At 64.3% G+C, this 22,404-nt stretch carries 15 protein-coding genes, 1 tRNA gene, 1 other RNA gene and 1 pseudogene; 11 read left to right on the top strand and 7 right to left on the bottom strand.

Annotated features, from left to right (window positions below; translation table 11 throughout):
• Positions 1-37: 37 nt before the first annotated feature.
• Entirely contained in the window at positions 38-2,044 is a 2,007-nt protein-coding gene (locus LK440_RS09090; protein ID WP_005013466.1) for a TonB-dependent receptor, read from the bottom strand.
• Positions 2,045-2,148: 104 nt separating this feature from the next.
• Here LK440_RS09090 and LK440_RS09085 point away from each other — a divergent pair, with 104 nt between their 5' ends.
• The 3 genes and pseudogenes from LK440_RS09085 to LK440_RS09075 all read left to right on the top strand — a co-directional run bounded on the left by LK440_RS09085 (position 2,149) and on the right by LK440_RS09075 (position 5,345).
• Positions 2,149-3,075, top strand: a complete 927-nt coding sequence (locus tag LK440_RS09085; RefSeq protein WP_227944722.1) for a helix-turn-helix transcriptional regulator — start codon at positions 2,149-2,151, stop codon at positions 3,073-3,075.
• Between the two features lie 181 nt (positions 3,076-3,256).
• Positions 3,257-4,814: pseudogene (locus LK440_RS09080) on the top strand (acetolactate synthase large subunit).
• 87 nt (positions 4,815-4,901) lie between these two features.
• Entirely contained in the window at positions 4,902-5,345 is a 444-nt protein-coding gene (locus LK440_RS09075) for a MaoC family dehydratase (protein WP_005013472.1), read from the top strand.
• A 13-nt stretch (positions 5,346-5,358) separates the two neighbouring features.
• Here the strand turns inward: LK440_RS09075 and LK440_RS09070 are convergent, their stop codons facing one another.
• The 4 genes from LK440_RS09070 to LK440_RS09055 form a co-directional block, all read right to left on the bottom strand.
• A complete protein-coding gene (locus tag LK440_RS09070; RefSeq protein ID WP_005013473.1) occupies positions 5,359-6,135 on the bottom strand; it encodes a class II aldolase/adducin family protein in 777 nt (258 codons plus the stop codon).
• Positions 6,132-7,127: a Bug family tripartite tricarboxylate transporter substrate binding protein gene (locus tag LK440_RS09065; protein ID WP_005019293.1), complete on the bottom strand. Its 996-nt coding sequence runs from the start codon at positions 7,125-7,127 to the stop codon at positions 6,132-6,134. Before LK440_RS09065 ends, LK440_RS09070 begins: the two co-directional genes overlap by 4 nt.
• A gap of 172 nt (positions 7,128-7,299) precedes the next feature.
• Entirely contained in the window at positions 7,300-8,493 is a 1,194-nt protein-coding gene (locus LK440_RS09060) for an acyl-CoA dehydrogenase (RefSeq protein ID WP_005013477.1), read from the bottom strand.
• Positions 8,494-8,547: 54 nt separating this feature from the next.
• On the bottom strand, positions 8,548-10,263 hold the full coding sequence (locus LK440_RS09055) for a thiamine pyrophosphate-binding protein (RefSeq protein WP_026087862.1): 1,716 nt from the start codon (positions 10,261-10,263) through the stop codon (positions 8,548-8,550).
• A gap of 217 nt (positions 10,264-10,480) precedes the next feature.
• Here LK440_RS09055 and LK440_RS09050 point away from each other — a divergent pair, with 217 nt between their 5' ends.
• From LK440_RS09050 to ybaK, 3 genes are read left to right on the top strand one after another with little or no spacing between them, the layout of a single operon-like run.
• Positions 10,481-11,374, top strand: coding sequence for a LysR substrate-binding domain-containing protein (locus LK440_RS09050; protein ID WP_005013483.1), 894 nt, complete (start codon positions 10,481-10,483; stop codon positions 11,372-11,374).
• Positions 11,375-11,401: 27 nt separating this feature from the next.
• On the top strand, positions 11,402-12,328 hold the full coding sequence (gene xerD / locus LK440_RS09045) for a site-specific tyrosine recombinase XerD (protein ID WP_005013486.1): 927 nt from the start codon (positions 11,402-11,404) through the stop codon (positions 12,326-12,328).
• 13 nt (positions 12,329-12,341) lie between these two features.
• A complete protein-coding gene (gene ybaK, locus LK440_RS09040) occupies positions 12,342-12,830 on the top strand; it encodes a Cys-tRNA(Pro) deacylase (RefSeq protein ID WP_005013488.1) in 489 nt (162 codons plus the stop codon).
• 114 nt (positions 12,831-12,944) lie between these two features.
• On the opposite strand, the gene pbpG is transcribed toward ybaK, so the two are convergent.
• Together pbpG and LK440_RS09030 are read right to left on the bottom strand one after the other, a co-directional pair.
• Positions 12,945-14,060, bottom strand: a complete 1,116-nt coding sequence (gene pbpG, locus LK440_RS09035) for a D-alanyl-D-alanine endopeptidase (RefSeq protein ID WP_005013490.1) — start codon at positions 14,058-14,060, stop codon at positions 12,945-12,947.
• A 293-nt stretch (positions 14,061-14,353) separates the two neighbouring features.
• A tRNA-Arg gene (locus LK440_RS09030) sits at positions 14,354-14,428 on the bottom strand.
• Between the two features lie 237 nt (positions 14,429-14,665).
• On the opposite strand from LK440_RS09030, the gene LK440_RS09025 reads away from it, so the two are divergent.
• The 5 genes from LK440_RS09025 (at position 14,666) to ffs (ending at position 22,338) form a co-directional block, all read left to right on the top strand.
• Positions 14,666-15,856: an MFS transporter gene (locus LK440_RS09025; protein ID WP_025341417.1), complete on the top strand. Its 1,191-nt coding sequence runs from the start codon at positions 14,666-14,668 to the stop codon at positions 15,854-15,856.
• Positions 15,853-15,984, top strand: coding sequence for a hypothetical protein (locus tag LK440_RS17880; RefSeq protein ID WP_005013494.1), 132 nt, complete (start codon positions 15,853-15,855; stop codon positions 15,982-15,984). The genes LK440_RS09025 and LK440_RS17880 overlap by 4 nt, the downstream gene beginning before the upstream one ends.
• A gap of 54 nt (positions 15,985-16,038) precedes the next feature.
• Complete coding sequence (locus tag LK440_RS09020; RefSeq protein ID WP_005013495.1) at positions 16,039-18,696, top strand: PD-(D/E)XK nuclease family protein; 2,658 nt, start codon at positions 16,039-16,041, stop codon at positions 18,694-18,696.
• A gap of 3 nt (positions 18,697-18,699) precedes the next feature.
• Positions 18,700-22,089, top strand: coding sequence for a UvrD-helicase domain-containing protein (locus tag LK440_RS09015; protein ID WP_005013496.1), 3,390 nt, complete (start codon positions 18,700-18,702; stop codon positions 22,087-22,089).
• A gap of 151 nt (positions 22,090-22,240) precedes the next feature.
• An RNA gene (ffs, locus tag LK440_RS09010) (signal recognition particle sRNA small type) lies at positions 22,241-22,338 on the top strand.
• Positions 22,339-22,404: the final 66 nt, after the last annotated feature.

The following is a 22,404-nucleotide window of genomic DNA, read 5'->3' as shown; positions in this document are numbered from 1 at the left end:
CAGCGTGCAGGCTGCGCCCGGCAAGTAGATCGGGCTCTTAGTACTCGTACGCGACATTCACGCCTACCGTGCGGCCCGGATCGACGAGTGCGAAATTACCTAGGGCGCCTCCTGCGAAGGCATAGGTCCGGTAGCGCTTGTCCGTCAAATTGTTGATGTAGGCGGTCAGTGTCAGGCTGCTGCGCGGCTGCCAGGAGAGGCTGGCGTTCATCAGGGTATAGGCATCCTGCCGCAGCGTATTGCCGACGTCGAAGTACTGCGATCCGACACGACGGACCTCCACGCGCGGCCGCAGCATGCCCGCTGACGTCGAGAAAGCCGCCTGGGCGCTGGCCGCCACCATATAGGCCGGCGAGAAGGGCACCCGATTGTCGTCGCAGGCCCCGCTAGCGGCTGGCGTCAGAGCGCGGAAGCGCGCCCGTGTCCAATTACCCTGCAGTCCCACCGTCCACTGCTCAGTGACATCCCAGGCGGCGTCGAACTCCACTCCACTGGAACGGGTTCTACCCACGTTCTCGAGGTGCTGATAGCCGATCTGATTGCTGACGTACAGTTGCGCGTCGCGCACATCGATGCGATAGAGCGCCACCCCGCCACGCAGGGACTCGCCTTGATAGCGTGCGCCCAACTCATAGCTGACGGCCTTCTCTCTCCCATAGGGCTGGGCATCGGCGGCCGATGAGGGTGCCAAGTTGAATCCGCCAGGCTTGTAGCCTTGCGAGGCGTTGGCGTATACCCGCCAAGCGTCGTCGAGCCGGTAGCCCGCCGACACGCGCCCCAGCGCGGTATTGCCGCGCGTGGTGTCCTGGCCACCAAAAGGATCCTGACCGAAGGTACTGTAGTTGAGCGATTGGCCGCTGTAATCGATGCTGGCCTTGTCGTGCGACCAGTGCAGCCCAGCCGAGAGATCCAGGGCTTCGGTGGCATGCCACGTCAGGTCGGCGTAGGCAGCCAACGACTCGCTGGTGTTGGTCGAGTGGGTATCCAACGCGCGGATGGCGACGGGCGCAACCAGATCGTTGATGTAGTCGCGTGACTGCGTCACCCGCTGCCGGTACAGCCCGAATACGCTGTCGACGGTGCGCTGACCGGTGGATGCCAGGCGGAGCTCCTGGACTTGCTGGCGCCAATGCTCAGGTTGTTGCGTGAAGTAGGGGCCGATGGGGTATTCGCGGCGGTAATGCAGGCGTTGCCAGGCTGCCAGTGCAGTCAGGCGCCACCCCTCGAAGTCATACTGTGCGTTGATGGCCTGACTTCCGCCGCAGCGACGCTGCTTGAAATCGGCCTGGCCGGCCGGAAACCCCGGCATCACATAGGCCTGGCCTGCGCCTGGATCATCGAAGGGCACATACGCGTCCTGACGGGCGCGGGTGCATTCGCCGCTGACCGCGAGGCCGATTTCCCACGGGCTGCCGGCAGGGGCTAACCGCAACTTTGCTGCCCCTGCGTTGGTGCTGCTGCCTCCCACGCCATCGCTGCCGGTGATGGGGTTGGACAGTCTGCCGGGCGCATCGGACGTCGCCAGGCTGACCGAGCCATACAACATATCCTCGACCAGTGCCGCGCTGGCACCGGCCTTGAAGAGGTAGCCGTCACGGCTGGCCACGCCAGCCGATGCGCGGACATGGGTTTCGTTGTCCGGCTGGCGTGTGACGATGTTCAGTACGCCTCCCAACGCACTTCTGCCATACAGCGTGGACTGAGGGCCTTTGAGCAACTCCACTTGGTCGACGTCGAGCAATTGCTGTGAAGCCGCAACAGGCAACTGGGGCACGCCGTCGACGTAGATGGTGAGCGCGGGGTTATAGAAGTCCTGGGCGGAAGTCACGCCGCCGAGCTGCAGCGTGTTTTCGACCTGGTTGGCGGCCAGGGCGTCGGAGGAGCGCACATAAGCCGCACCATTGATGCTGTCGAGTTTCTGGTCTCGCTTCGATGCCGTCACGGTGACGGCATCGAGCTGGGCTGGCGTGTCGGCCAGCGCCGCCGGGACGGGCAGCGCCGCCAAGGCCAGCGCGGCCAGACGCGTGACTTGCGGGTGTTTCATGAGAGCCTCGGAATTTTCGTTAGAATGATTAATGAGAATTATTGTCATTCGTTGCGATGGCTGCTACCACTTTCGGGGCCGCCGTTGTCGTTTTCGAGGTCACCATGTCCTTATCCCTGCCGGCAACCTGCCACGACGTGCATCCACTGCTGCCTGACGTGAGGCTGCCCACGGATTGGGCAGGCATGTCGCGCATCGATGGTCTCGATGATGAACTGACCATCACCGCCTGGCATGGCATGCCGGTACAGGCGCTGGACGTGCAGGCCGAAGGCCCGCCGATGCTGTGTATCGCCGTTTTTCTGGACGGAGAGGCCGACATGAGTATCGATGGCGGCCCGCCCTTGCATGCTACCCCGGGGATGGCGGTCATTCAGACGGGTGAGCAATGCGTGCGGGGGCGCTTTCGCATGCCAGGCGGGCAGCGGGTGCGCCTGATCGACATCCGCTATACGCCGACCGGCCTGCTGCGCGCCGGCGGCCGGCCATTGGTGGCCCTGCAGGGCGACTTTCTGCAGGATTGCAGTGCAGCAGGCTCGCTGATGGCTGGCTTCCGGGCGCCGTCTTCGTTGTTGCATTTGGCTGCCGATGTGGTGGATTGCCCTTACGCCGAGCCGCACACGCGGCGTCTCTATCTGCGCGCCAAAGGGTTGGAGGCGCTGGCTGTGGTGCTCGACATGGTCAATCGCTCGGGTAGTCTGCCAGCAGATCCGCGTGAGCGCCAACTGTTGGCGCGCGCCCGGCGCCTGATCGAAGAGCGCTATGACGAGGACTGGAGCGTGCGGCGGTTGGCGCAGACCGTGGGTTTGAGCGAAAAGCGCCTGAAAGCGGGCTTTCGGTCAGTGGCCGGCCGTTCGGTGCATGCCTATCTGCTGCAGGTCCGGCTCGACGCTGCAGCGGCCCTGCTGGCCGGTGGCCACAGCGTTACCGAGACCGCTCTGGCCATCGGTTTTTCCAGACTGAGCCACTTCAGCAAGATGTTCCGCCAGGCCAAGGGCGTGGCACCCAGTAGCTGGGCTCAAACCTCATGAGATCGAGCAGGGCGGGCGTTTCTGCGGGGCCATCCCGGTTTTTCGTGCGGCGCCGTCGAGTGGTTCCATAGCCGGGTCCTGAAATGGACCTAGGCGCATCCGGCCGCTGTCCCTATCATGTTCAGCGCAAGGGCGGCACGCGGCCGTGGCTCGCCCATCTTTCCTACGAGATCACACCACCATGAACGGCGCTGACAGCCTCTGCGATACCCTGCTTGCCAATGACATCGATGTCTGTTTTGCCAACCCCGGCACGTCGGAAATGCATTTTGTAGCGGCGCTGGACCGCAAACCACGGATGCGTTGCGTATTGGGACTGTTCGAGGGCGTGGTGACGGGGGCCGCCGACGGTTATGCGCGCATGGCGGACAAGCCCGCGGCAACGCTGCTGCATCTGGGCCCTGGCCTGGGCAATGGCCTGGCCAATTTGCATAATGCGCGTCGCGCGCGCACGCCCATGGTCAACGTCGTTGGCGATCATGCCAGCTACCACGTGCAGTGCGACGCTCCGCTGACCAGCGATGGCGAGGCCGTGGCCCGCCCCATGTCGCATTGGGTGGGCCGCATCGACAACGCGGCAGCGGTCGCTGCTCGCACCAGCGAGGCCATCGAGGTGGCGCGACAGGCCCCGGGCAATGTGGCCACGCTTTTTCTGCCTGCCGATGCCGCATGGACCGATCTCCCCGACGGTACACCGGCGCCTGCACCGGTCGACATCCAGGCGCCTTTACGTCCGGACGGAGACGCTGTCCGGGCTGCCGCGGCCGCCATTCGTTCGGGCGAGAAGACGATGCTCATGTTGGGCGGGGCGGCCTTGCGTGGCCGCGCCCTGGCCGCTGCGGGCCGCATCGCCCAGGCCACCGGCGTGCGTCTGGCCAGTGAGACCTCCAACCGCCGCATCGAACGCGGCCTGGGGCGTGTGCCCGTCGCGCGCCTGCCCTACCCGGTGGACATGGCTCTGGCCTTTCTGAAAGATGTGCGCAATCTGGTGCTGGTTGGCGCGCGCGCCGGTTGCTTTTTTTGCCTATCCCGGCAAACCCAGCCTTTTGGCGCCCTCGGAGTGCAATGTGGTGGCACTGGCCACCCAAGAGCAGGATCTGGAGCAGGCGCTGGAATGGCTGGCCGAAGAGCTGGGTATCAAGCCGGACGCCCCGCGCCTGGCCGCGCCAGGATGGCATGAACCGTTGCCTGCCTCGGGCGCGCTCACGAGCGCGGCCATCAACCTGATCACCATGCATCATCTGCCGGACAACACCATCCTGGTGGATGAGTCCATCACACAAGGCCGGGAGATCGGCGTGCACAACGTCAATTCGGCACCGCATGACTGGTTGCAGCTTACCGGCGGTGCCATCGGCATTGGGTTGCCCATGGCCACCGGTGCCGCCATCGCCTGCCCGGATCGCAAGGTGGTCACGATGCAGGCCGATGGCAGCGGTATGTACACGCTCCAGGCGCTTTGGACGCAGGCGCGCGAGCGCCTGGACTGCCTGACCATCATTTACGCCAACAACAGTTATCAGACGCTGCATGGCGAAATGCGTAACGTTGGCGTGCAGGAACCGGGCCGCAATGCGCAGCGCATGCTGGATCTGGTCGACCCGAGCCTGGACTGGGTCAGTCTGGCCCGAGGCATGGGCGTGGATGCGGTACGCGTCGACACCATCGAGGGATTCACGCAGGCGTTGCTGGCCGGCCTCAATCACAAGGGGCCCTTCGTCATCGCGGCGCAGATCTGATAGCAACTCCGGGCTCGCACCCGCTCGCCAGGGCGCGATATGCTGTAGGACAGGCCGCTTCTAGGCCTGCTTTCTACAGGACAAGCCATGAAGTTTGCCGAACTACGCCAGGGGATGGAGATCAAGGGCGGGCCCGTCAAGGTCTCGCGCGAAGAGGTGCTTGCATTTGCAAGCAAGTTTGATCCGCAGTGGTTTCACGTCGATGAAACGCGCGCCGAGCAAGGCCGCTGGGGTGGGTTGATCGCCAGCGGCTGGCATACGTGTGCGCTGGCGATGCGCATGGCAGTCGACGCCGTGTTGCATGACTCGGAGTCTTTCGGCTCACCCGGGCTCGGTGAGGTGCGGTGGCGGGTTCCGGTACGTCCGGGCGATACCCTTACCCTGCACGCCCGCGTGCTTGGTGCCCGCACCTCAGCCTCGCGGGAGGATCTGGGCATCATCAATTGGACGTGGCTCGTCTATAACCAGCACGACGAAATCGTGCTGGAACTCGAAGCCACCAGCCTGTTCGACCTGAGCGGGCAGGGCTGAGCCTGCCGGCAGATCAACCGCGAAAACCCGGATCGCGACGATCCAGCAGGCGCAGCATGGCCGGCCACTCCATCTCGCCGAAGGGGCGCCGGGTGGTCGGTTTGTAAAGATGGCAGGTGCGGTCGATCACGGCTTGTGACGGCGTGTGCAGGGCCACGCCACTGTGCATGGCATCGATCTGCGCTTTGCAGGCCATTTCCAGCCAGTACATGCTATTGAACGCTTGGGCGATCGAGGCGCTTGCCACCAGCAAACCGTGGTTGCGCAGGATCATTGCTTCTTTCTGGCCCAGGTCCGCCACCAGACGGGCGCGTTCGTCCAGATCGATCGCTACGCTCTCATAGTCATGGTAGGCAATGTCGGCAAAACGCATCGAGGTCTGTGTCAGGGGGAGCAGGCCACATTGCATGGCCGACACCGCCATGCCGGCACGCGTATGGGTGTGGATGACGCAGCCCACGTCATGGCGCGCGCCATGCACGGCGCTATGGATCACATAACCGGCCTGGTTGATGCCCAGTTCCGTGTCTGCGTTGTGCAGCACATTGCCTTCGATATCGATGCGCACCAGGCTCGAGGCCGTGATCTCTTCATACATCAAACCGTACGGGTTGATCAGCAGCTCATCGCGAGTGCCAGGAATCCGTGCCGTGATGTGGTTGTAGATGAGATCGCTCATGCCAAACAGAGCGATCAGGCGATAGCAGGCCGCCAGGTCCACGCGCGTATTCCACTCGACATCGGATATCCCCGGCGCACGTTGCGCCAGGGCGTTCTGCATCTGTTTCATTGCGATTTTGCTCCTGTTTCTTCTACGACTTTGCCCCACATGGCATAGTCATCCCGCATCATTGCAGCAAACGCCTCGGGGCTTTGGCTGAGCCGCACCTCGGAACCGAGCGTAATCATCTTCTGCCTGACGGCTGGGTCATTCATCACCTGCTGGGTGGTGTCGAACACCTTGCGCACCACGGCATCCGGAGTGCCGGCCGGTGCAAACAGTCCCAGCCACGCGCCCACCTCGAAATTGGGGAAACCCTGCTCGGCCACGGTAGGGACGTCAGGCGCCAGATCGGTGCGCTGGCCTTTGCTGACGGCCAGCGGCATCAAGCGCTTGCTCTGGATCATGGGCAGCTCGGAGGCCAAGGTGTCAAAGGTCATGTCCACGTTGCCGCCCAGCACATCAGCCTGGCTTTGCGAACTGCCTTTGTACGGGACGTGCGTCAATGTCATGCCGGTCTTGGCCTGAAGCATGGCCATGATGAGATGGCTATTGGTGCCCACGCCCGTGCTTGCGTAGGTGAGCTTGCCAGGCTGGCTGCGAGCCAGTGCGATGAGCTCCTGCAGGCTTTTGGCTTGGAAATCCGGGCGCACGACCAGCGCATAAGGCAGCCAGGTGGTCTGGGTGATGGGCGCGAAACTGGTGGCGCTGTCGTAGCCCACGTTCTTGTAGACATGCGGATTGATGCTCATGGGGCCGGAGGCGCTCAGCAACAGCGTGTAGCCATCGGCTGGCATGCGCGCCGCCGTGGCCGCCCCCAAGCTGCCGCCGACACCCGGTTTGTTTTCGACGATGACAGGCTGCCCCCAGCGTTTGCTGAATTGTTCGCCCAACAAGCGAGCCACCATGTCGGTGGAGGTCCCTGGCGGAAAGCCGAGGTATAGCGTAACGGGGCGCTGAGGCCAGTCGGCGCCGGCGTCTGCGGCATGAGCGGTGGCCGTCGCGATGCTGGCAACGACCGAGCAAGCCGCGAGGGCGGCCAGACGGCGAAAAAGCTGCATAGTGTCTCCGATTGTTCGAGTAGAGTCCTCTGCGGGACCAAACTACACGGTATACAGAGACGACGGGCGCGGCTATTAATAATGCGGAAACACGGGCTTTACGAGCGCCAAAGCCAATGCAAAACCCCAGGCACTCAGGCCTGGGGTTGCGTCGTGCCAGTAACCGACAGCCTTAGAAGAAAGACTGAATGCCGGTCTGCGCACGGCCCAGGATGAGTGCATGCACGTCGTGCGTGCCTTCGTAGGTGTTGACCACTTCCAGGTTTACCAGATGGCGGGCCACACCGAACTCGTCGGAAATGCCGTTGCCGCCAAGCATGTCGCGCGCCAGACGGGCGACATCCAAAGCCTTGCCGCAGGAGTTGCGCTTCATGATGGACGTAATTTCGACGGCGGCAGTGCCTTCGTCCTTCATGCGGCCCAGACGCAGGCAGCCTTGCAGGGCCAGCGTGATTTCGGTCTGCATGTCGGCCAGTTTTTTCTGGATCAGCTGGTTGGCGGCCAACGGGCGGCCGAATTGCTTGCGATCCATCGTGTACTGACGCGCGGTGTGCCAGCAGGCCTCGGCCGCGCCCAACGCGCCCCAGGCGATACCGAAGCGGGCCGAATTCAGGCAGGTGAAGGGGCCACGCAAGCCGGAGACGCCGGGCATCATTTGAGCGTCGCTGATCTCGACTTCATCCATGACGATTTCACCGGTGATCGAGGCGCGCAGGCCGACCTTGCCATGGATGGCAGGTGCCGACAGGCCCTTCATGCCCTTTTCGAGGATGAAGCCACGGATCTTGCCGTCAAACTCGCCGCCCACGCACTTGGCCCACACCACGAACACATCGGCGATGGGCGAGTTGGTGATCCACATCTTCGCGCCGCTGACTTTGTAGCCACCGTCGATCTTCACGGCACGGGTTTCCATGCCTGCAGGGTCAGAACCGTGGTTGGGCTCGGTCAGGCCGAAGCAGCCGATCCACTCGCCTGCGGACAGTTTGGGCAGGTACTTACGCTTTTGCTCTTCGCTGCCGAACTCGTTGATCGGCACCATGACCAGCGAGGACTGCACGCTCATCATCGAGCGATAGCCGGAATCGACACGCTCGACTTCACGGGCGATCAGGCCGTAGCTGACGTAGTTCAGGCCAGCACCACCGTACTCGGCGGGAATGGTCGCGCCCAGCAGTCCCAGTTCGCCCATTTCGGCAAAGATGGCCGGATCGGTTTTCTCATGGCGGAAGGCTTCGAGCACGCGCGTGGCGAGCTTGTCCTGCGCGTAAGCCTGCGCGGCATCGCGCACCATGCGCTCTTCTTCGGTCAGTTGCTGATCCAGCAACAGCGGATCTTCCCAGTTAAACGAGGGCGTAGCGGACATGCAGTACTCCAGTGTATGGATGATTTAAGTTTAAATATAAATTGGCGGCAACGCTCAGGCCTTGGCCTCAAGCGCAGCGGCGCGAATCTTTTCCAGGGTGGTCGACGGCGAGATGGTTTCGGGGTCGATCAGGCAATGCAGGATGGCGGGTTTGCCGCTGGCTCGCGCGCGTTCGAAGGCAGGGCCGAACTCGGCGCTCGTCTCCACGCGTTCGCCATGGCCGCCAAACGCGCGGGCGTAGTCGGCGAAATCGGGATTTTTCAGTTGTGTGGCGGACACCCGGCCAGGGTAGTGCTTCTCCTGGTGCATGCGGATGGTGCCGTACATGCCGTTGTCCACCAGCACCACGATGATGGGCAGGTCGTATTGCACTGCCGTGGCGAATTCCTGGCCGTGCATGAGAAAGCATCCGTCGCCGGCAAAGCAGATCACGGTCTTGTCGGGCCAGATGCGTTTGGCGCCGACGGCGGCGGGCAGGCCGTAGCCCATGGAGCCGGAGGTCGGGGCCAACTGCGTTGCATAACGGGTATGGCGATGGAAACGATGCAGCCAGCTGGCGTAGTTGCCGGCGCCGTTGGTCATGATGGCGTCGGGAGGCAACGCGTCTTCCAGGTAGGCCATGACCTCGCCCATTTGCAGCGAGCCGGGAGTCTTGATTTGGGACGGGTCGCTCCAGGCCAGGTAGTTCTGGCGCATGCGTTCGGTATCCGCCGCCCAGGACGGGGCAGCCTCGGGCGCGGGGATACTGGCCAGCGCCGCGCAGAAGGCCGTCGGCGACACATTGACGGCCAGATTGGGGCGGTAGACGCGGGCCAGCTCGGCGCTGTCCGGATGCACATGCACCAACTTCTGGCGCGGCACCGGGATGTCGAGCAGGGTGTAAGCCTGGCTGGGGTTCTCCGACATGCGGCCACCCACCAGAAGAATCAGGTCGGCTTCGCGGACACGCGCCAGAAGCGCCGGATTGATGCCCAGCCCCACGTCGCCGACGTAGCAGGGGTGGTCGGCCGGAAATAGCATCTGGCGCCGGAAGGACACGCCCACCGGCAGAGCGTGGGCGCGGGCGAAATCAGCAAACTGCGCGACGGCTTGGGCATCCCACCGGGTGCCGCCCAGAATGGCGACCGGCTTGCGGGCGCTGGCCAGCATCTGCGTGAGCGTGTCCATCTGGTCGGACGCGGGCGCGGCGTCGATGACTTCGTAATGCGGTGCATCGGGCACATCCGCCATTTCGACCAGCATGTCTTCGGGCAGGGCGATGACGACCGGGCCGGGGCGCCCCGAGGTGGCAACATGGAAAGCGCGCGAGATCAATTCTGGAATGCGTTCGACTTGATCGATCTCCGTGACCCACTTGGCCTGGGTGCCGAAGACGGCGCGGTAATCCATCTCTTGGAAGGCTTCGCGCTCGCGCATGCCGCGTTCGATCTGCCCGACGAAAAGAATCAGCGGGGAGGAGTCCTGCTTGGCGATGTGGATGCCAGCCAGCGCATTGGCCGCGCCCGGACCGCGGGTAACCATGCAGATGCCCGGCTCGCCCGTGAGCTTGCCGTGGGCGTCGGCCATCATGGCTGCGCCGCCTTCCTGACGGCAGACAGTGACTTCTATGCTGGCATCATGCAGTCCGTCCAGCACGGCCAGGTAGCTCTCGCCAGGCACACAGAAGACGTGCTTGACACCGTGGGCGAACAACTGATCGACCAGAATGTGGCCGCCCATGCGGGAGCCTTTGACAGAGGCGGAGGACGACGCGGAGGATTGGGTGTTCATAATTGGGTTTAGCAGGAATATCGCGCCAGAATAATGTTCCAGACTTGCACAAGGCAATTGATAAAATTGCACATGATAGTGAGCTGCCGGCACTAGCTTGCCCTGCTGCGCCGCAACATCGGCCAGGCAGGCCAGAGCCGGAGGTAAGCCTATAGGCCGGCGCGTGCCGCGCCTAGCCGGGTCTGCCCGAAGTGACATGCAGGATGGATGAGCAAATATGAGAAACGGCATTCCCAATCTGAGCGCCTTGCAGGCTTTCGAGGCCTCGGCGCGTCTGGGCAGCTTCTCACGGGCAGCCGAGGAGCTTTCCCTGACGCACAGCGCGGTCTATCGCCAGGTCGCCAGCCTGGAGTCCCGGTTGGGCGTGCAACTGTTTACCCGCGTGCGGCGGCGCATCGTTCTGACCGATCAGGGAGCCGAGTATGCCGGGCGCATCCGCCATCACCTGGATCAGATCGAGAAGGACACTTTTGGATTGGTCAGCCGCACCGGCATGGGCCGCAGCATCCACATCGCGGTGGTGCCCACCCTGGCCACCACCTGGTTGATCCCGCGGTTGGCGGATTTTCAGCAGGCCCATGCCGATATTTCCGTCAGTCTCTCGGTGCGCACGCTGCCGTTCCAATTCAAGGACCACCCCTTCGATGGTGCGCTCTACCATGGCGATGGCGTCTGGCCAGGCACCAAGGGCGTGCTGCTGTTTCCCGAGCGCGAGCTGGTGACGGTATGCGCGCCGGGACTGCTTGAGGGGGTAGGCGAGCAAGATGCCGCGGCGTTGGCGGGTATGACGCATCTGCATCTGGCTTCGCGGCCAGATGCCTGGCGCCAGTGGTATGGCGCCAATGGACACGTCTATGGGCCGCGGTATGAACTCTTCACCATGGTGATGGCCGCCGTCCAGGCGGGTCTCGGGGTGGGCCTGATGCCGCGTTTTCTTGCACAGCCGGCACTGGATGCCGGCACGCTGGTCATGCCGGCGCCGCAGGCTTTACAGGTCAGCCAGGGCTATTACTTCGGCTACCCTCAGCACAGCGAACGGTCGGGCGCGCTCAAGGCCTTCGAAGTCTGGCTCAAGGCGACCGCCGCGCACGAGGCCGCGCGTAACCCTTAGCCTCTCGTCCACCCTCACTTGCCTGACATGCCGGAAACCCCTGTTCTCGTTGCTCAGCCCGATATCGACGCTTTCATCGATGCCATCTGGCTCGAAGATGGCCTGGCCGCCAATACGCTGGCGGCTTACCGGCGCGACCTCAGCGCGTTTGCTCGGTGGTTGCAGTCGCCCGCATCGGGGCTGTCGACCGGGGGCGATCTGTGCGCGGCAGGCGGCGCAGACATTGAAGCCTGGTTTGCGCAGCGTCATGAAGACAGCCGCCCCACCACGGCCAACCGCAGGTTGGCGACGTTGCGCCGCTTCTATGCCTGGGCGTTGCGCGAGAAGCGCGCGGCCGCCGACCCCTGCCTGACACTGGAGGCCGCCAAACAGCCGCTGCGCGTGCCCCAGACTCTGTCGGAGGCGCAAGTCGAAGCCTTGTTGGCGGCTCCCGACCTGGACACCGCGCGGGGTCTGCGCGATCGCGCCATGCTCGAAACGCTGTATGCCACGGGCTTGCGCGTGTCCGAGCTGGTCGGCTTGAAGACTCTGGATGTCAGTTTGAGCGATGCCGTGGTGCGCGTGGTGCAGGGTAAGGGCGGCAAGGACAGGCTGGTGCCGCTGGGCGCCGAGGCTGCGCATTGGCTGCAACGCTATCTGAGTCAGGCACGCGCTGAACTGGCGGGCGCGCGCGTGGCGGATGCGCTTTTTGTCACCAGCAGAGCCGAAGCCATGTCGCGCCAGGCGTTCTGGCAGCTTGTCAAAAAGTATGCCCGGCTGGCCGATGTGCAGGCGCCGCTGTCGCCGCATACTCTCCGGCATGCCTTTGCTACCCATTTACTCAACCACGGCGCAGACCTGCGGGTGGTGCAGTTACTGTTGGGGCACGCTGATATTTCCACCACCCAGATCTATACCCATGTGGCGCGAGAGCGGCTGAAGTCGCTGCACGCCGTCCACCATCCGCGCGCCTAGGCGCCCTTATCTCATGAGCAAATCCCGACACGTTTCCGAGACCCCCGCCACCCAATTGCTCAAGCAGCACAACGTGGCATTCACCGAGCATACCTATGACTACGTCGATCATGGCGGCGCGGGTGAGGCGGCCCGGCAACTGGGTTTGGATCCGCACGCGGTGGTCAAAACCCTCGTCATGGAAGACGAGGCCGCTCGGCCCCTGGTGGTCATCATGCATGGCGACCGCGAGGTCTCGACCAAGAACCTTGCGCGTCAGGCCGGTTTGAAGAAAGTCAGCCCCTGTCAGCCCGACGTCGCGCAGCGGCACTCCGGTTATCAGGTCGGTGGCACCTCGCCGTTCGGCACGCGCAAGCGGATGCCGGTCTATGTCGAAGAAAGCATCCTGGCTTATCCCGAGGTCTATATCAACGGCGGGCGGCGCGGCTATCTCGTGGGTATCGCCCCGCAGGTGCTCGTCGCATTGCTGGATGCCAAGACCGTCAGCGTCGGCTTGGAGTAAAGGACACTGATCCTAGCGACGACGCCTTAGCGCACGGCTGAGGAGCGCGCCTCTTGGTCCACTCTGTCGCAACCAAAAAAAGGCCGCTTTCGGCGGCCGTTGACGGGATGCGGATCAGAGCATCGCCACATCGCTTTGCAGGATGCGGCGAATGCGCACCGCATCACCGATACGCGAAAACTTACCTTGGGAGTCCAGCAGCACGATGGCCATGTCGCGGCCATTGATGCGTGCCAGCATGACCAGGCACTCGCCCGCTTCGTTGATGAACCCCGTTTTGGACACCTTGATATCCCAATCGGGCTTGCGCACCAGCAGGTTGGTATTGCGGAAGGTCTGGGTGCGCTTGTTGATCTCCACATCGTATTCGGTGTCGGTGGAGTAGCGATGGATCAACGGGCGTTGCGCGGCCGCGCGCAGCAGCCGGGCCAGATCATGGGGTGACGAGACATTCTCGCTCGACAGACCCGTGGGCTCGATGAAGTGCGTGTTGATCATGCCCAGCGAACGGGCTTTGGCATTCATGGCCTGCACAAAGGCGCTCAGCCCGCCCGGATAATTGCGGCCCAGTGCGTGGGCGGCGCGGTTTTCGGAGGACATGAGGGCCAGATGCAGCATGTCGCCTCGCGACAGGCGGGTACCGACGCGCAGGCGCGAGGTCGTGTGCTTGAGCGTATCGACGTCTTCGTCGGTGACCTCGATGATCTCGTTCATCGGCTGGTTGGCATCCACTACCACCAACGCGGTCATCAGTTTGGAGATGGAGGCGATCGGGCGCACAACGTTTTCGTTCTTGGCAAACAGCACCGTCGAGGTCTCGAGATCCTGGACATAGGCGGTGGACGAACGCAGGGCGCGCGCTTCCGCGGCCGGGGAGGCTGCCGCTGCCGGCAGCGCTGCACTGCTGACGGCGCGGGTCTTGGCCCGAGTCGTCGTCTTCTTGCTCGAGGCGGTTTTTGCCGCGCTGCTCTTTTTTGCTTGAGAGGTCGTCTTGGCGGAGGTCTTGGAAGCCGTCTTGCTACTGACCTTGCTGGTTGTCTTTTTGGTGCTGGCGCTTTTGCTGGCGCTGGCCGCTTTTTTCTTGGCCGCCTTGCACTCGGCGGACTTGGCGTTGGTCTTGCAGGGATCCGCCGGCTTGGCCGCCAGGGCGTTGGCCGAGTGCAGGGTCGCGACGGCCAGCGCCAGGGGGGCGAATGCCGATGCGAGCGCGCGTATCCAGGGAAATGCCATGATTACAGGCCTTATCTGTCTGTATGAAAGTACAACCCGGTCACATCTAGGATAAGACTAGAAAAAAACCAAGTGAATTATGGGTTTACGGGCCAAATTTAAACAGCAATTTGAACTTGCGCGCAAGAGGGCATTGCGGTTATTTGCCATAAAAAACCGGGGACGCATTGGCGTGGCGCCCCCGTTGCGCGAGCGTATACCAATTTGTCCTGCAACAGGCGCAATAGCGTGGGGGAATCGGAGCGAGTCGACGCAGGCGGTACGCGGAGCCTCGGCAGCACGAGGACGGTAGTTGGCCTCGCCGGGTGGAATCGAACCACCAATTGACCCTTAGGAGGGGCCGGTTATATCCATTTAACTACGGCGAGTACTTGCTCGAGCAGCCAGCCAGAAAACTCAAGTGCTTGAAAAGCCTTGGTTTTCGATGGTGGCACGAGAGGAAAGACCGGCATTCTAGCATTGCTGCAGCGGCTTTTCGCTTCACGAGGCGAGGTCTATTATTCGTCTCTGGCGCCGACAGCGGCGTTACCGCGATGCCAGGCATGGCGGACTTTCATAACATGGCGCAACGACGCCAGGTGTTTACTCGAGACAATCCGACTGCCATGTCGAATACATCAGAAGCAGTATCCGTGCGCACGATCGTGGCTGGCACGGTGGTGGTGCTGTTGGCCATGGGCGTGCGCGCCACGTTTGGGCTGTTCATGCAGCCCATGGGGCTGGCGCATGGCTGGGGGCGGGAGCTCTTTTCCTTCGCCTTCGCCTTGCAGAACCTGGTGTGGGGCGTGTCCTGTATTTTCATGGGGATCATGGCGGACCGTTATGGTTCCGGTCGTACGGTGGTCCTGGGCGCACTGCTGTACTTTTGCGGCATGCTGGGCACCCGCTATGCGGCCGATCCGTTCACCCTGTGCTTCATGAGTGGTGTCGTGGTCGGTCTGGGCCAGGCTGGCATGACATTTCCGGTGATTCTGCCCGTCATTGCCCGCGCGGTCCCGCCCGCCTACCGCAGCACTGCCATGGGGATTGCCAGCGCGGGTGGTTCGCTCGGCCAGTTTCTGGTGGTGCCGGGTGGCCAATTCGCCATCACGCACCTCAATTGGACGGGCGCATTGTGGCTGCTGTCGTTGCTGGTAGCCGCGGCGCTGCCCCTGGCCTGGTTTCTGCGGGGCAAACCGCAGGCGCACACGGGGACGCAGACGCTGGGTTTTGCCGTGCGCCAGGCGCTGACGCATCCCTCGTTTCACTTTTTGTCGTGGAGCTATTTCGTCTGCGGTTTCCACACGGCTTTCATCACGCTGCATCTGCCGGCTTTCGTATCCGATGCGGGGCTCAACGCCAGCTATGGCGCGACCACCCTTGCCCTGATCGGTCTGTTCAATGTCTTCGGCTCGTTTTATGCCGGCAAGTTAGGTGGGCGCTACAGCAAGAAATGGTTGTTGGCGGCACTCTACGGCTTGCGGGCCATAGGCATTGTGCTGGTGCTGGCGCTGCCGCTCACCCCGCTGGTTCTCTATGTCTTCGCGGCATGGATGGGGCTTTTCTGGCTGGGCACCGTGCCGCTGACGCAGGGCCTCATCGGCGAGATCTACGGGCTGCGGTTCGCCGCGACGTTGTCGGGTATCGCGTTTCTCTTTCACCAGATCGGCAGTTTCACCGGTGTCTGGCTGGGCGGTTATGTGTACGCGCATACCGGCAGCTATAACGGCGTCTGGTGGATGGGGCTGGCGCTGGCGCTTCTGGCCATGGTGCTCTGCCTGCCGGTACGCGAACGCGTCATCGGTGCTGCGGCATGAAGGCGCGCTGGCCGCGCTGGGTGGGCGGCCTGGCCCTGGTCGCCGTGCTGGCGCTGGGCTTTGCCGGTTATCTTTCGCCGCAGATGCGGTTGAGTTGGGAGAATGTCACGGCGCTGTGCGGCTTCTGATGCGGCAGCAGGCAGGCTATCCTTCGGGTAATCGAATCCGTCGGTCCGCCGCGCATGACCTCTCTCGCCCAATTGCCCGCCTGCGACACGTCGCAACTCGGTGATCTGCCTTGCACCGGCACGCTGGTGCTGACTGTCAATAATCGCTTGTCGCGTCGCCTGACGCTTGAGCTGGCCGCGCGGCTGCGGGCCGATCGTCAGGTCAGCGAGCTGCCCCGTATTCTGCCGCTGTCAGCCTGGTTGGCCAGCGCCGCCGATGAGTTGTCCTTCACCGTGCATGCCGAGCTGCCCGCTTACCGACTGGGCGGCTTTGCCGCGCAACTGGTATGGCGTGAAGCCATTCAGCGCGAGGAGGCCGAGCGCGAGTTGCTCGACATCGATCAGGCTGCCCGGTTGGCCATGGATGCCGACATGCTGTGCAATGAGTGGCGTCTCGATGTGCCCGAGTCTGCTATGACGGACGAATATCGGGGTTTTGCGCGCTGGCGTGAGCGCTACCGCAGTCTGTTGGCCGACCTCGATGCCGATGATGCCAATCAGGGCTACGAGCGGGTGCTGCGAGCGCTGCGAGCGGGCGAGCTGATGCCGCCCGAGCGCGTCGTGCTGGCCGGTTTTGGTGAGATTTCGCCGCGCTTTGCCCGCCTGTTGGCTGCCCTGGAGGAAGGAGGGGCGGTCTTGCTCGTCTGGCGCGAGGGCCAGCGTGAACGAGCACATCCCGAGCGCGTTCTGGTGGCTGATCACGGCGCCGAATGGCGCGCTGCAGCAGCCTGGGCGGCGTGCCGCTTGCGCGAGAACCCCGCAGGCCGCTACGCCATCGTCTCGTCGCAGCTCGAAAGCGAGGCGCCTTTCGCCCGTCGTGTATTGATGCAGGCCTTGCAAGGTGAGCCTGGCCAGGCCGAACTGCCGTTTAACGTGGCCGTCGGCCGCTCCTTGATCGAGTGGCCGGCCTTGCGTGCCGCACTGGCCTGGCTGCAGGCCGTAGCGGAAATGGGCAGCGCAGGCAAAGTGGCCGTGCCCGTATTGGGGGCGGCCATGCTGGCCGGGCACTGCGCGGGTGACCGCGGCGAGCGGCACGCCGCGCTGGATGCACGTTGGCGCCGCCTCGGCCGTATCGACGTGACCGAAGCCTCCTGGCGCAGCGACCTGCAGTACAGCCCCCGTCTGGCGCAGGCTTGGGAGGCCGCGATGAAAATCTGGCGCGACGGACCCACACGCGCCTCCTGCGATGTGTGGGCGCCTCGCATGCGCGAAGCCCTCAAGGCGCTGGGGTTTCCGGGTGAGCAGGCGGTCGACAGTGTGGGCTACCAGGTGCTGGGTGCCTTGGGCGAGCTTTTGGGCGATTTCGCCGCGTTGGCCCCGGCGGCAGGTCCGCTCAACGGCCGTGGCGCCGTCCGGTTGTTGATCAGCGCGGCGCGTGCAGGCAGTTTTCAGCCTCAGCGTGATCCACGCGCCAGGCTTGACGTTCTCGGGTTGCTGGAAGCCGAGGGGGGCAGTTGGGATGGTGTCTGGATATTGGGACTGACCGATGAGGTGCTGCCCGCCTCGCCCAAGCCCAATCCGTTCTTGCCATTGAGTGTGCTGCGCCAGGCCGGTGCGCCGCGCGCCACGCCCGAGCGCGAACGCGAATGGGCCGAAAACATCTACGAAGCCTTACGCGCTTGCGCACCTGAACTGGTCGTCAGCTGCGCCGAGCATGAAGGCGAGCGTGAGCTGCGCCCATCACCGCTGATCGCCGAGGCGCCCTTGCGCGTTGCCGATATGGGCGGCGACGGTCTCGAGCATGTCTGGCTCCAGCAGAGCCTGATCGATGAGTCGGGGCCGCCGTTGGACAGTGCGGGCGACAGCACCGGGGGGATCGATGTCCTCGATACGCAGGCGCGCAATCCGCTGTGGGCGTTTGTCCGACATCGTCTGGGTGCCCGGGAGCTTGCGCCCTATGCGCAGGCCGCAGCCCAGAATGTGCGCGGGCAGTTCCTGCATCGGGCGTTGGAGCTGGCCTGGCGCCTGCTGCCCGACCAGGAGGCCTTGCACCTGGCCATGAGCCAGGCGCGTCTGGCGCCACTTTTGCACGAGGCCGTGGAGCAGGCTGCCGACGAAACGTTGGTTGCTTATGCGCCTGCCTTGCGCGCTCTTGAATGCACGCGGGCCGAGTCAGTGCTGGCGCGCTGGATGGCGCTGGAGGCCCGGCGACTGCCCTTTGTCGTGGCCGGGCTGGAGGCCGACCATCGCTGGCGGCACGGCCCCTTGTCGCTCAAGCTACGCCTGGACCGCATGGACAGGCTCGCCGACGGCCGCGCGGTGATTCTCGACTACAAGACGGGATCGGGGCAGGCTCGTCCCGAGTCGGATTGGGCGCGGGCCCGGCCCATCAATCTGCAGTTGCCGTTTTATGCCGCGGTGCTGGCCGGCGATGCGCCGGATACGCACGTGGTGGGACTGCTGCTTGGGCAGATTCATGCGCGCAACGTGGGAGCACAGGGGCTGGCCGAGGAAGACCTCGGTATGGAGGGGGTGCACCTGGCGGCCGACAGCGAGGCGTTTGCCGGGCGCAATTGGGCGGAGATTCTGGCCGGCTGGCGCGCCGCCATCGAGAACCTGGCCAATGAGTACGCGCGTGGCCACGCGCCCAATGTGGCCTGGGGGCGCGACGATCTTAAATACTGTGATGCCATGCCGTTTCTGCGCCTGGATCTGGATGTGGATGAGGCCTGAACCATGAGCGATCGCCAACCCCAAGACCACGCCGCGCGTTTGCGCGCGCTGGACCCGCAAACCTCCTTCATCGTCCAGGCGCCTGCTGGCTCGGGCAAGACCGAGCTGCTGACAGACCGCATTCTGGCCCTGCTGTCCACGGTCAGAAAGCCCGAGGAGATCGTTGCCATCACGTTCACGCGCAAAGCCGCCTCCGAGATGCATGCGCGAGTCCTGGAAAAACTCGCCCGAGGCAAAGGCCCCGAGCCGCAGGCCGAACATGAGCGCCGCAGTTGGCAACTGGCGCGTGCCGCCCTTGAGCGCGATGCCGAAATGGACTGGCAGGTCTTGCGGCATCCGGCCCGCCTGGCCATTCGCACCATTGATTCGTTCTGCGCCGGACTGGTGCGGGGCATGCCTTGGCTGTCAGGGCTGGGCGGCATGCCTGAAATCGCCGATGACGCGCGTGCCCTTTACGAAGCCGCCGCCCGCGCGACCTTGGCGCTGGCCGGCGAGCATGAGTCCATCGTCAATCTGCTGGCCCATCTGGACGTCGATGTCGCAGCCGCCGAGCAGGCTATTGCCGATATGCTGGGTCAACGTGATCAATGGCTGCCGTTGCTGGCCCATGGTCTGGACCGGGAGCGGCTGCAATCCCACCTTGCCCAGACGCTGTCCAGCGAGTTGGCGACCGTGTGCAGCCTCATGCCGCGCGGATTCGACGCTGACCTGTGCAGCCTGGCGCGGCAGGCCGCCGCCGAACTCGCGGCAAGCCAGGACAGGCGCCTGGATCCCTTGCTGGACTGGCAGGGCCCATTGCCGGCCGACGCCGACGCCCTGCCGCGCTGGCGGGCGCTATGCCATCTGTTGCTCACGGGAGCGGGCTCCTTGCGCAGTCCCAAAGGCGTCAACAAAACCTTGGGATTCCCGGCCAAATGCGCGCACAAGGACGCGTTTGTGCAATGGCTCTCGGGGTTCAGCGGCGATGAGCCCTGGATCGCGCGTCTGGCCTCAGTCGTCGATATGCCCGAGGCGCACTTCAGTGACGGGCAATGGGAAGTGCTCAGCTCGCAACTGGTGACGCTGGCTCTGGCGGTCGGGCAGTTGCAGAAAGTCTTCGCTGATGCGGGCGAGGTCGATTTCATCGAAATCGCCCAGCGGGCCCAACGCGCATTGGGCGATGCCGATGATCCCGGTGAGTTGCTGCTCAAGCTCGACGCGTCCATCAGCCATCTGTTGGTCGACGAGTTCCAGGACACCAGTCAGACGCAGATCGATTTGCTGACCACGCTCACCTCCGGATGGCAGCCGGGCGATGGTCATACGCTGTTTCTGGTGGGCGACCCCATGCAGTCCATCTACCGCTTTCGCAAGGCGGAAGTGGGTCTTTTCCTCGGCGCGACGGAACACGGCGTAGGCGAGTTGCCGCTGGAATTTCTCCGGTTGACCGATAACTTCCGTTCGCAGGGAGGTGTCGTCGATTGGGTCAACCGGGCATTCGGCGATCTGCTGCCGCGTGACAACGACGCGGTGGCCGGCGCCATCCGTTACAGCCCTTCGGCCGCGTTTCACCCCCCGCTCGATGGCGCGGCAGTGAGTTTCCATCCGGCCTGGGGCACCGCAGATCGGGCGTCAGGCGAAGCCGCTGCCGAAGACATTGCCGTGGCATTGGCTCGCGCCGCCCTGCTCGAACATGCCGGCAGTGCGCATCCGGTGGCCATTCTGGTCCGGGCGCGCTCGCATCTGGGCAGTCTGTCGCGCCGGCTTGCTCAGGAGGACATCCCGAGCCGAGCGGTTGAACTCGTGCCCTTGCGCCTGCGTCCGGTGGTGGCCGATCTGGTGCAATTGTTGCGCGCGCTCACGCATCCGGCGGATCGCATGGCCTGGCTGTCCGTGCTGCGCGCGCCTTGGTGCGGGCTGACCCTCGAGAGCCTGCAACGCCTGTTTGGTCAGGATCACCGCGCGCCGGTGCCGGATGTCTTGCGCCAGGCCCTGGCCGAACCGGTGGCCGCCTCCCCTCAGGCCGGCTTGTTCGATGCGCCGTCAGAGTCTGGCAGTGCGGTGGCTCGGCGTTGCCTGGCACCCGAAGAATATGCGCGGCTGTCGCGCGTGGCGGCCATCTTGCTCGATCGGGGCAATGATTCCGGCACCTGGCCGCTGGCTGCCTGGCTGCAGAGTACTTGGCAAGCGCTGGGAGGCGCAGGTCTGTATACCGGCGTGGGGGCGGCGGCCGATGCCGAAAGCCTGTTCCAATTGGTCGAGCGGCTCGCCCCTCATGGAGGCTTGGATACCGCGGCTTTCGATACCGCTGTCGCGCGCCTTTTTGCCGCGCCCGACGTGCAAGGCGAGCAGGGAGCGGTCGAGATCATGACCATGCACAAGTCCAAGGGGCTGCAGTTCGACAGCGTCATTCTTTATGGCCTGCATCGGGTGCCGCGTGGCGATCAGGCGCCGCTCGTGCGGTTCGAACACCACAATGGGCGGGTGCTCATGGGGCCGATCAAGGCGCGCGCCGATATCGAGGCCGACCCGATCTCGCGCTACCTGGGCGCGCGCGAAGCGCGCCGCGCCGCCTATGAAACCGATCGTCTGCTTTATGTAGCCGCCACGCGCGCCCGCAAACGCCTGCACCTGATCGGCAGCGTCGCGATCGACGAAGAAAAGGGGCTGCGGGTGCCGGCCGCCTCCAGCCTGCTTGCAAGGCTTTGGCCCTACGTCGATGCAGGGCAAGCGCCGTCACCACAGGCCGATCCCCAACCTGACGCTGGCGGTATACCGGCCTGGCAGGGGGGGGCCTTGATGCGTCTGGACGACGCGAGTGTGGCCGAGCTGGCCGCCACACCCCGGCGCAACGCGCAGGTGGCGGGCCTGGCCGCCGATGCGGAGCATCCGGCCTGGCAGTTGGAAGCGGGCTACGAGGCTGCCGTCGGGACGCTGGCGCATGCATGGCTTGCGCGGATGGGAGAGGAGGGTGGCGAGTTCTGGGATGCGCGGCGCCTGCGCGAGCATCTGCCGGCCATGCGGCGGCAGTTGACCCGTGCCGGTATCCCCGATAGCCAGGCCGATAGCGCTGCCGAGGCCGTACTGCAGACCCTGCAAGCTACATTGACGCACGAAAAGGGGCTGTGGCTATTGCGCCAGTCTCGCGCGCGGCGCGAGTGGCCGCTCATCGATGCCGCAGGCCGGGTGTCCGTCATCGACTTGGCCTTGAGCATCGAGGATGGCTGGCTCATCGTGGATTACAAAACCGGCCAGGCCTTGGCCGGTGAGACGGCCGCCCATTTTTCCCAACGCATGCGGTTGCGCCACGCCGAGCAGCTCAAACGCTATTGTGCTCAGGTCACCGCTCTGGATGGGCGGCCCGCCCGTGCGGCGCTCTACTTTCCCCGGGCCCAGGCCTGGATAGAGCTGTGAGCCTGACCCGTGCCCGGGTGGGCCCAGCCGCCGTGGCGAAGGTCGCTGTGTCCGGCGGGCGCGCAAGGCGATGGCAGGCGGCGCAGTGGGTGTTTGCTCACCCCGGCGCCTCCCAAAGCAGGCTTTCATCGGCTCTGATAGAATGCGGGCTGGCGGGCCCCTTCGCATGGTTCGACGGTGAACCTGGTCAGGTCGGGAACGAAGCAGCCATAGTCGTTTAGGGCCAGTGCCGGAGTAAGGCTCGCCTCCCGGTTTTCCCAAAAGGGGCGCCGCGTACGGAATGTCGGTCATTGGACTGGTTCTCTGCGCGGCGCC

It is taken from the genome of Bordetella holmesii (assembly GCF_020735985.1).
Lineage (GTDB): Bacteria > Pseudomonadota > Gammaproteobacteria > Burkholderiales > Burkholderiaceae_B > Bordetella > Bordetella holmesii.
This window is presented reverse-complemented; position numbering and strand designations above follow the sequence as displayed.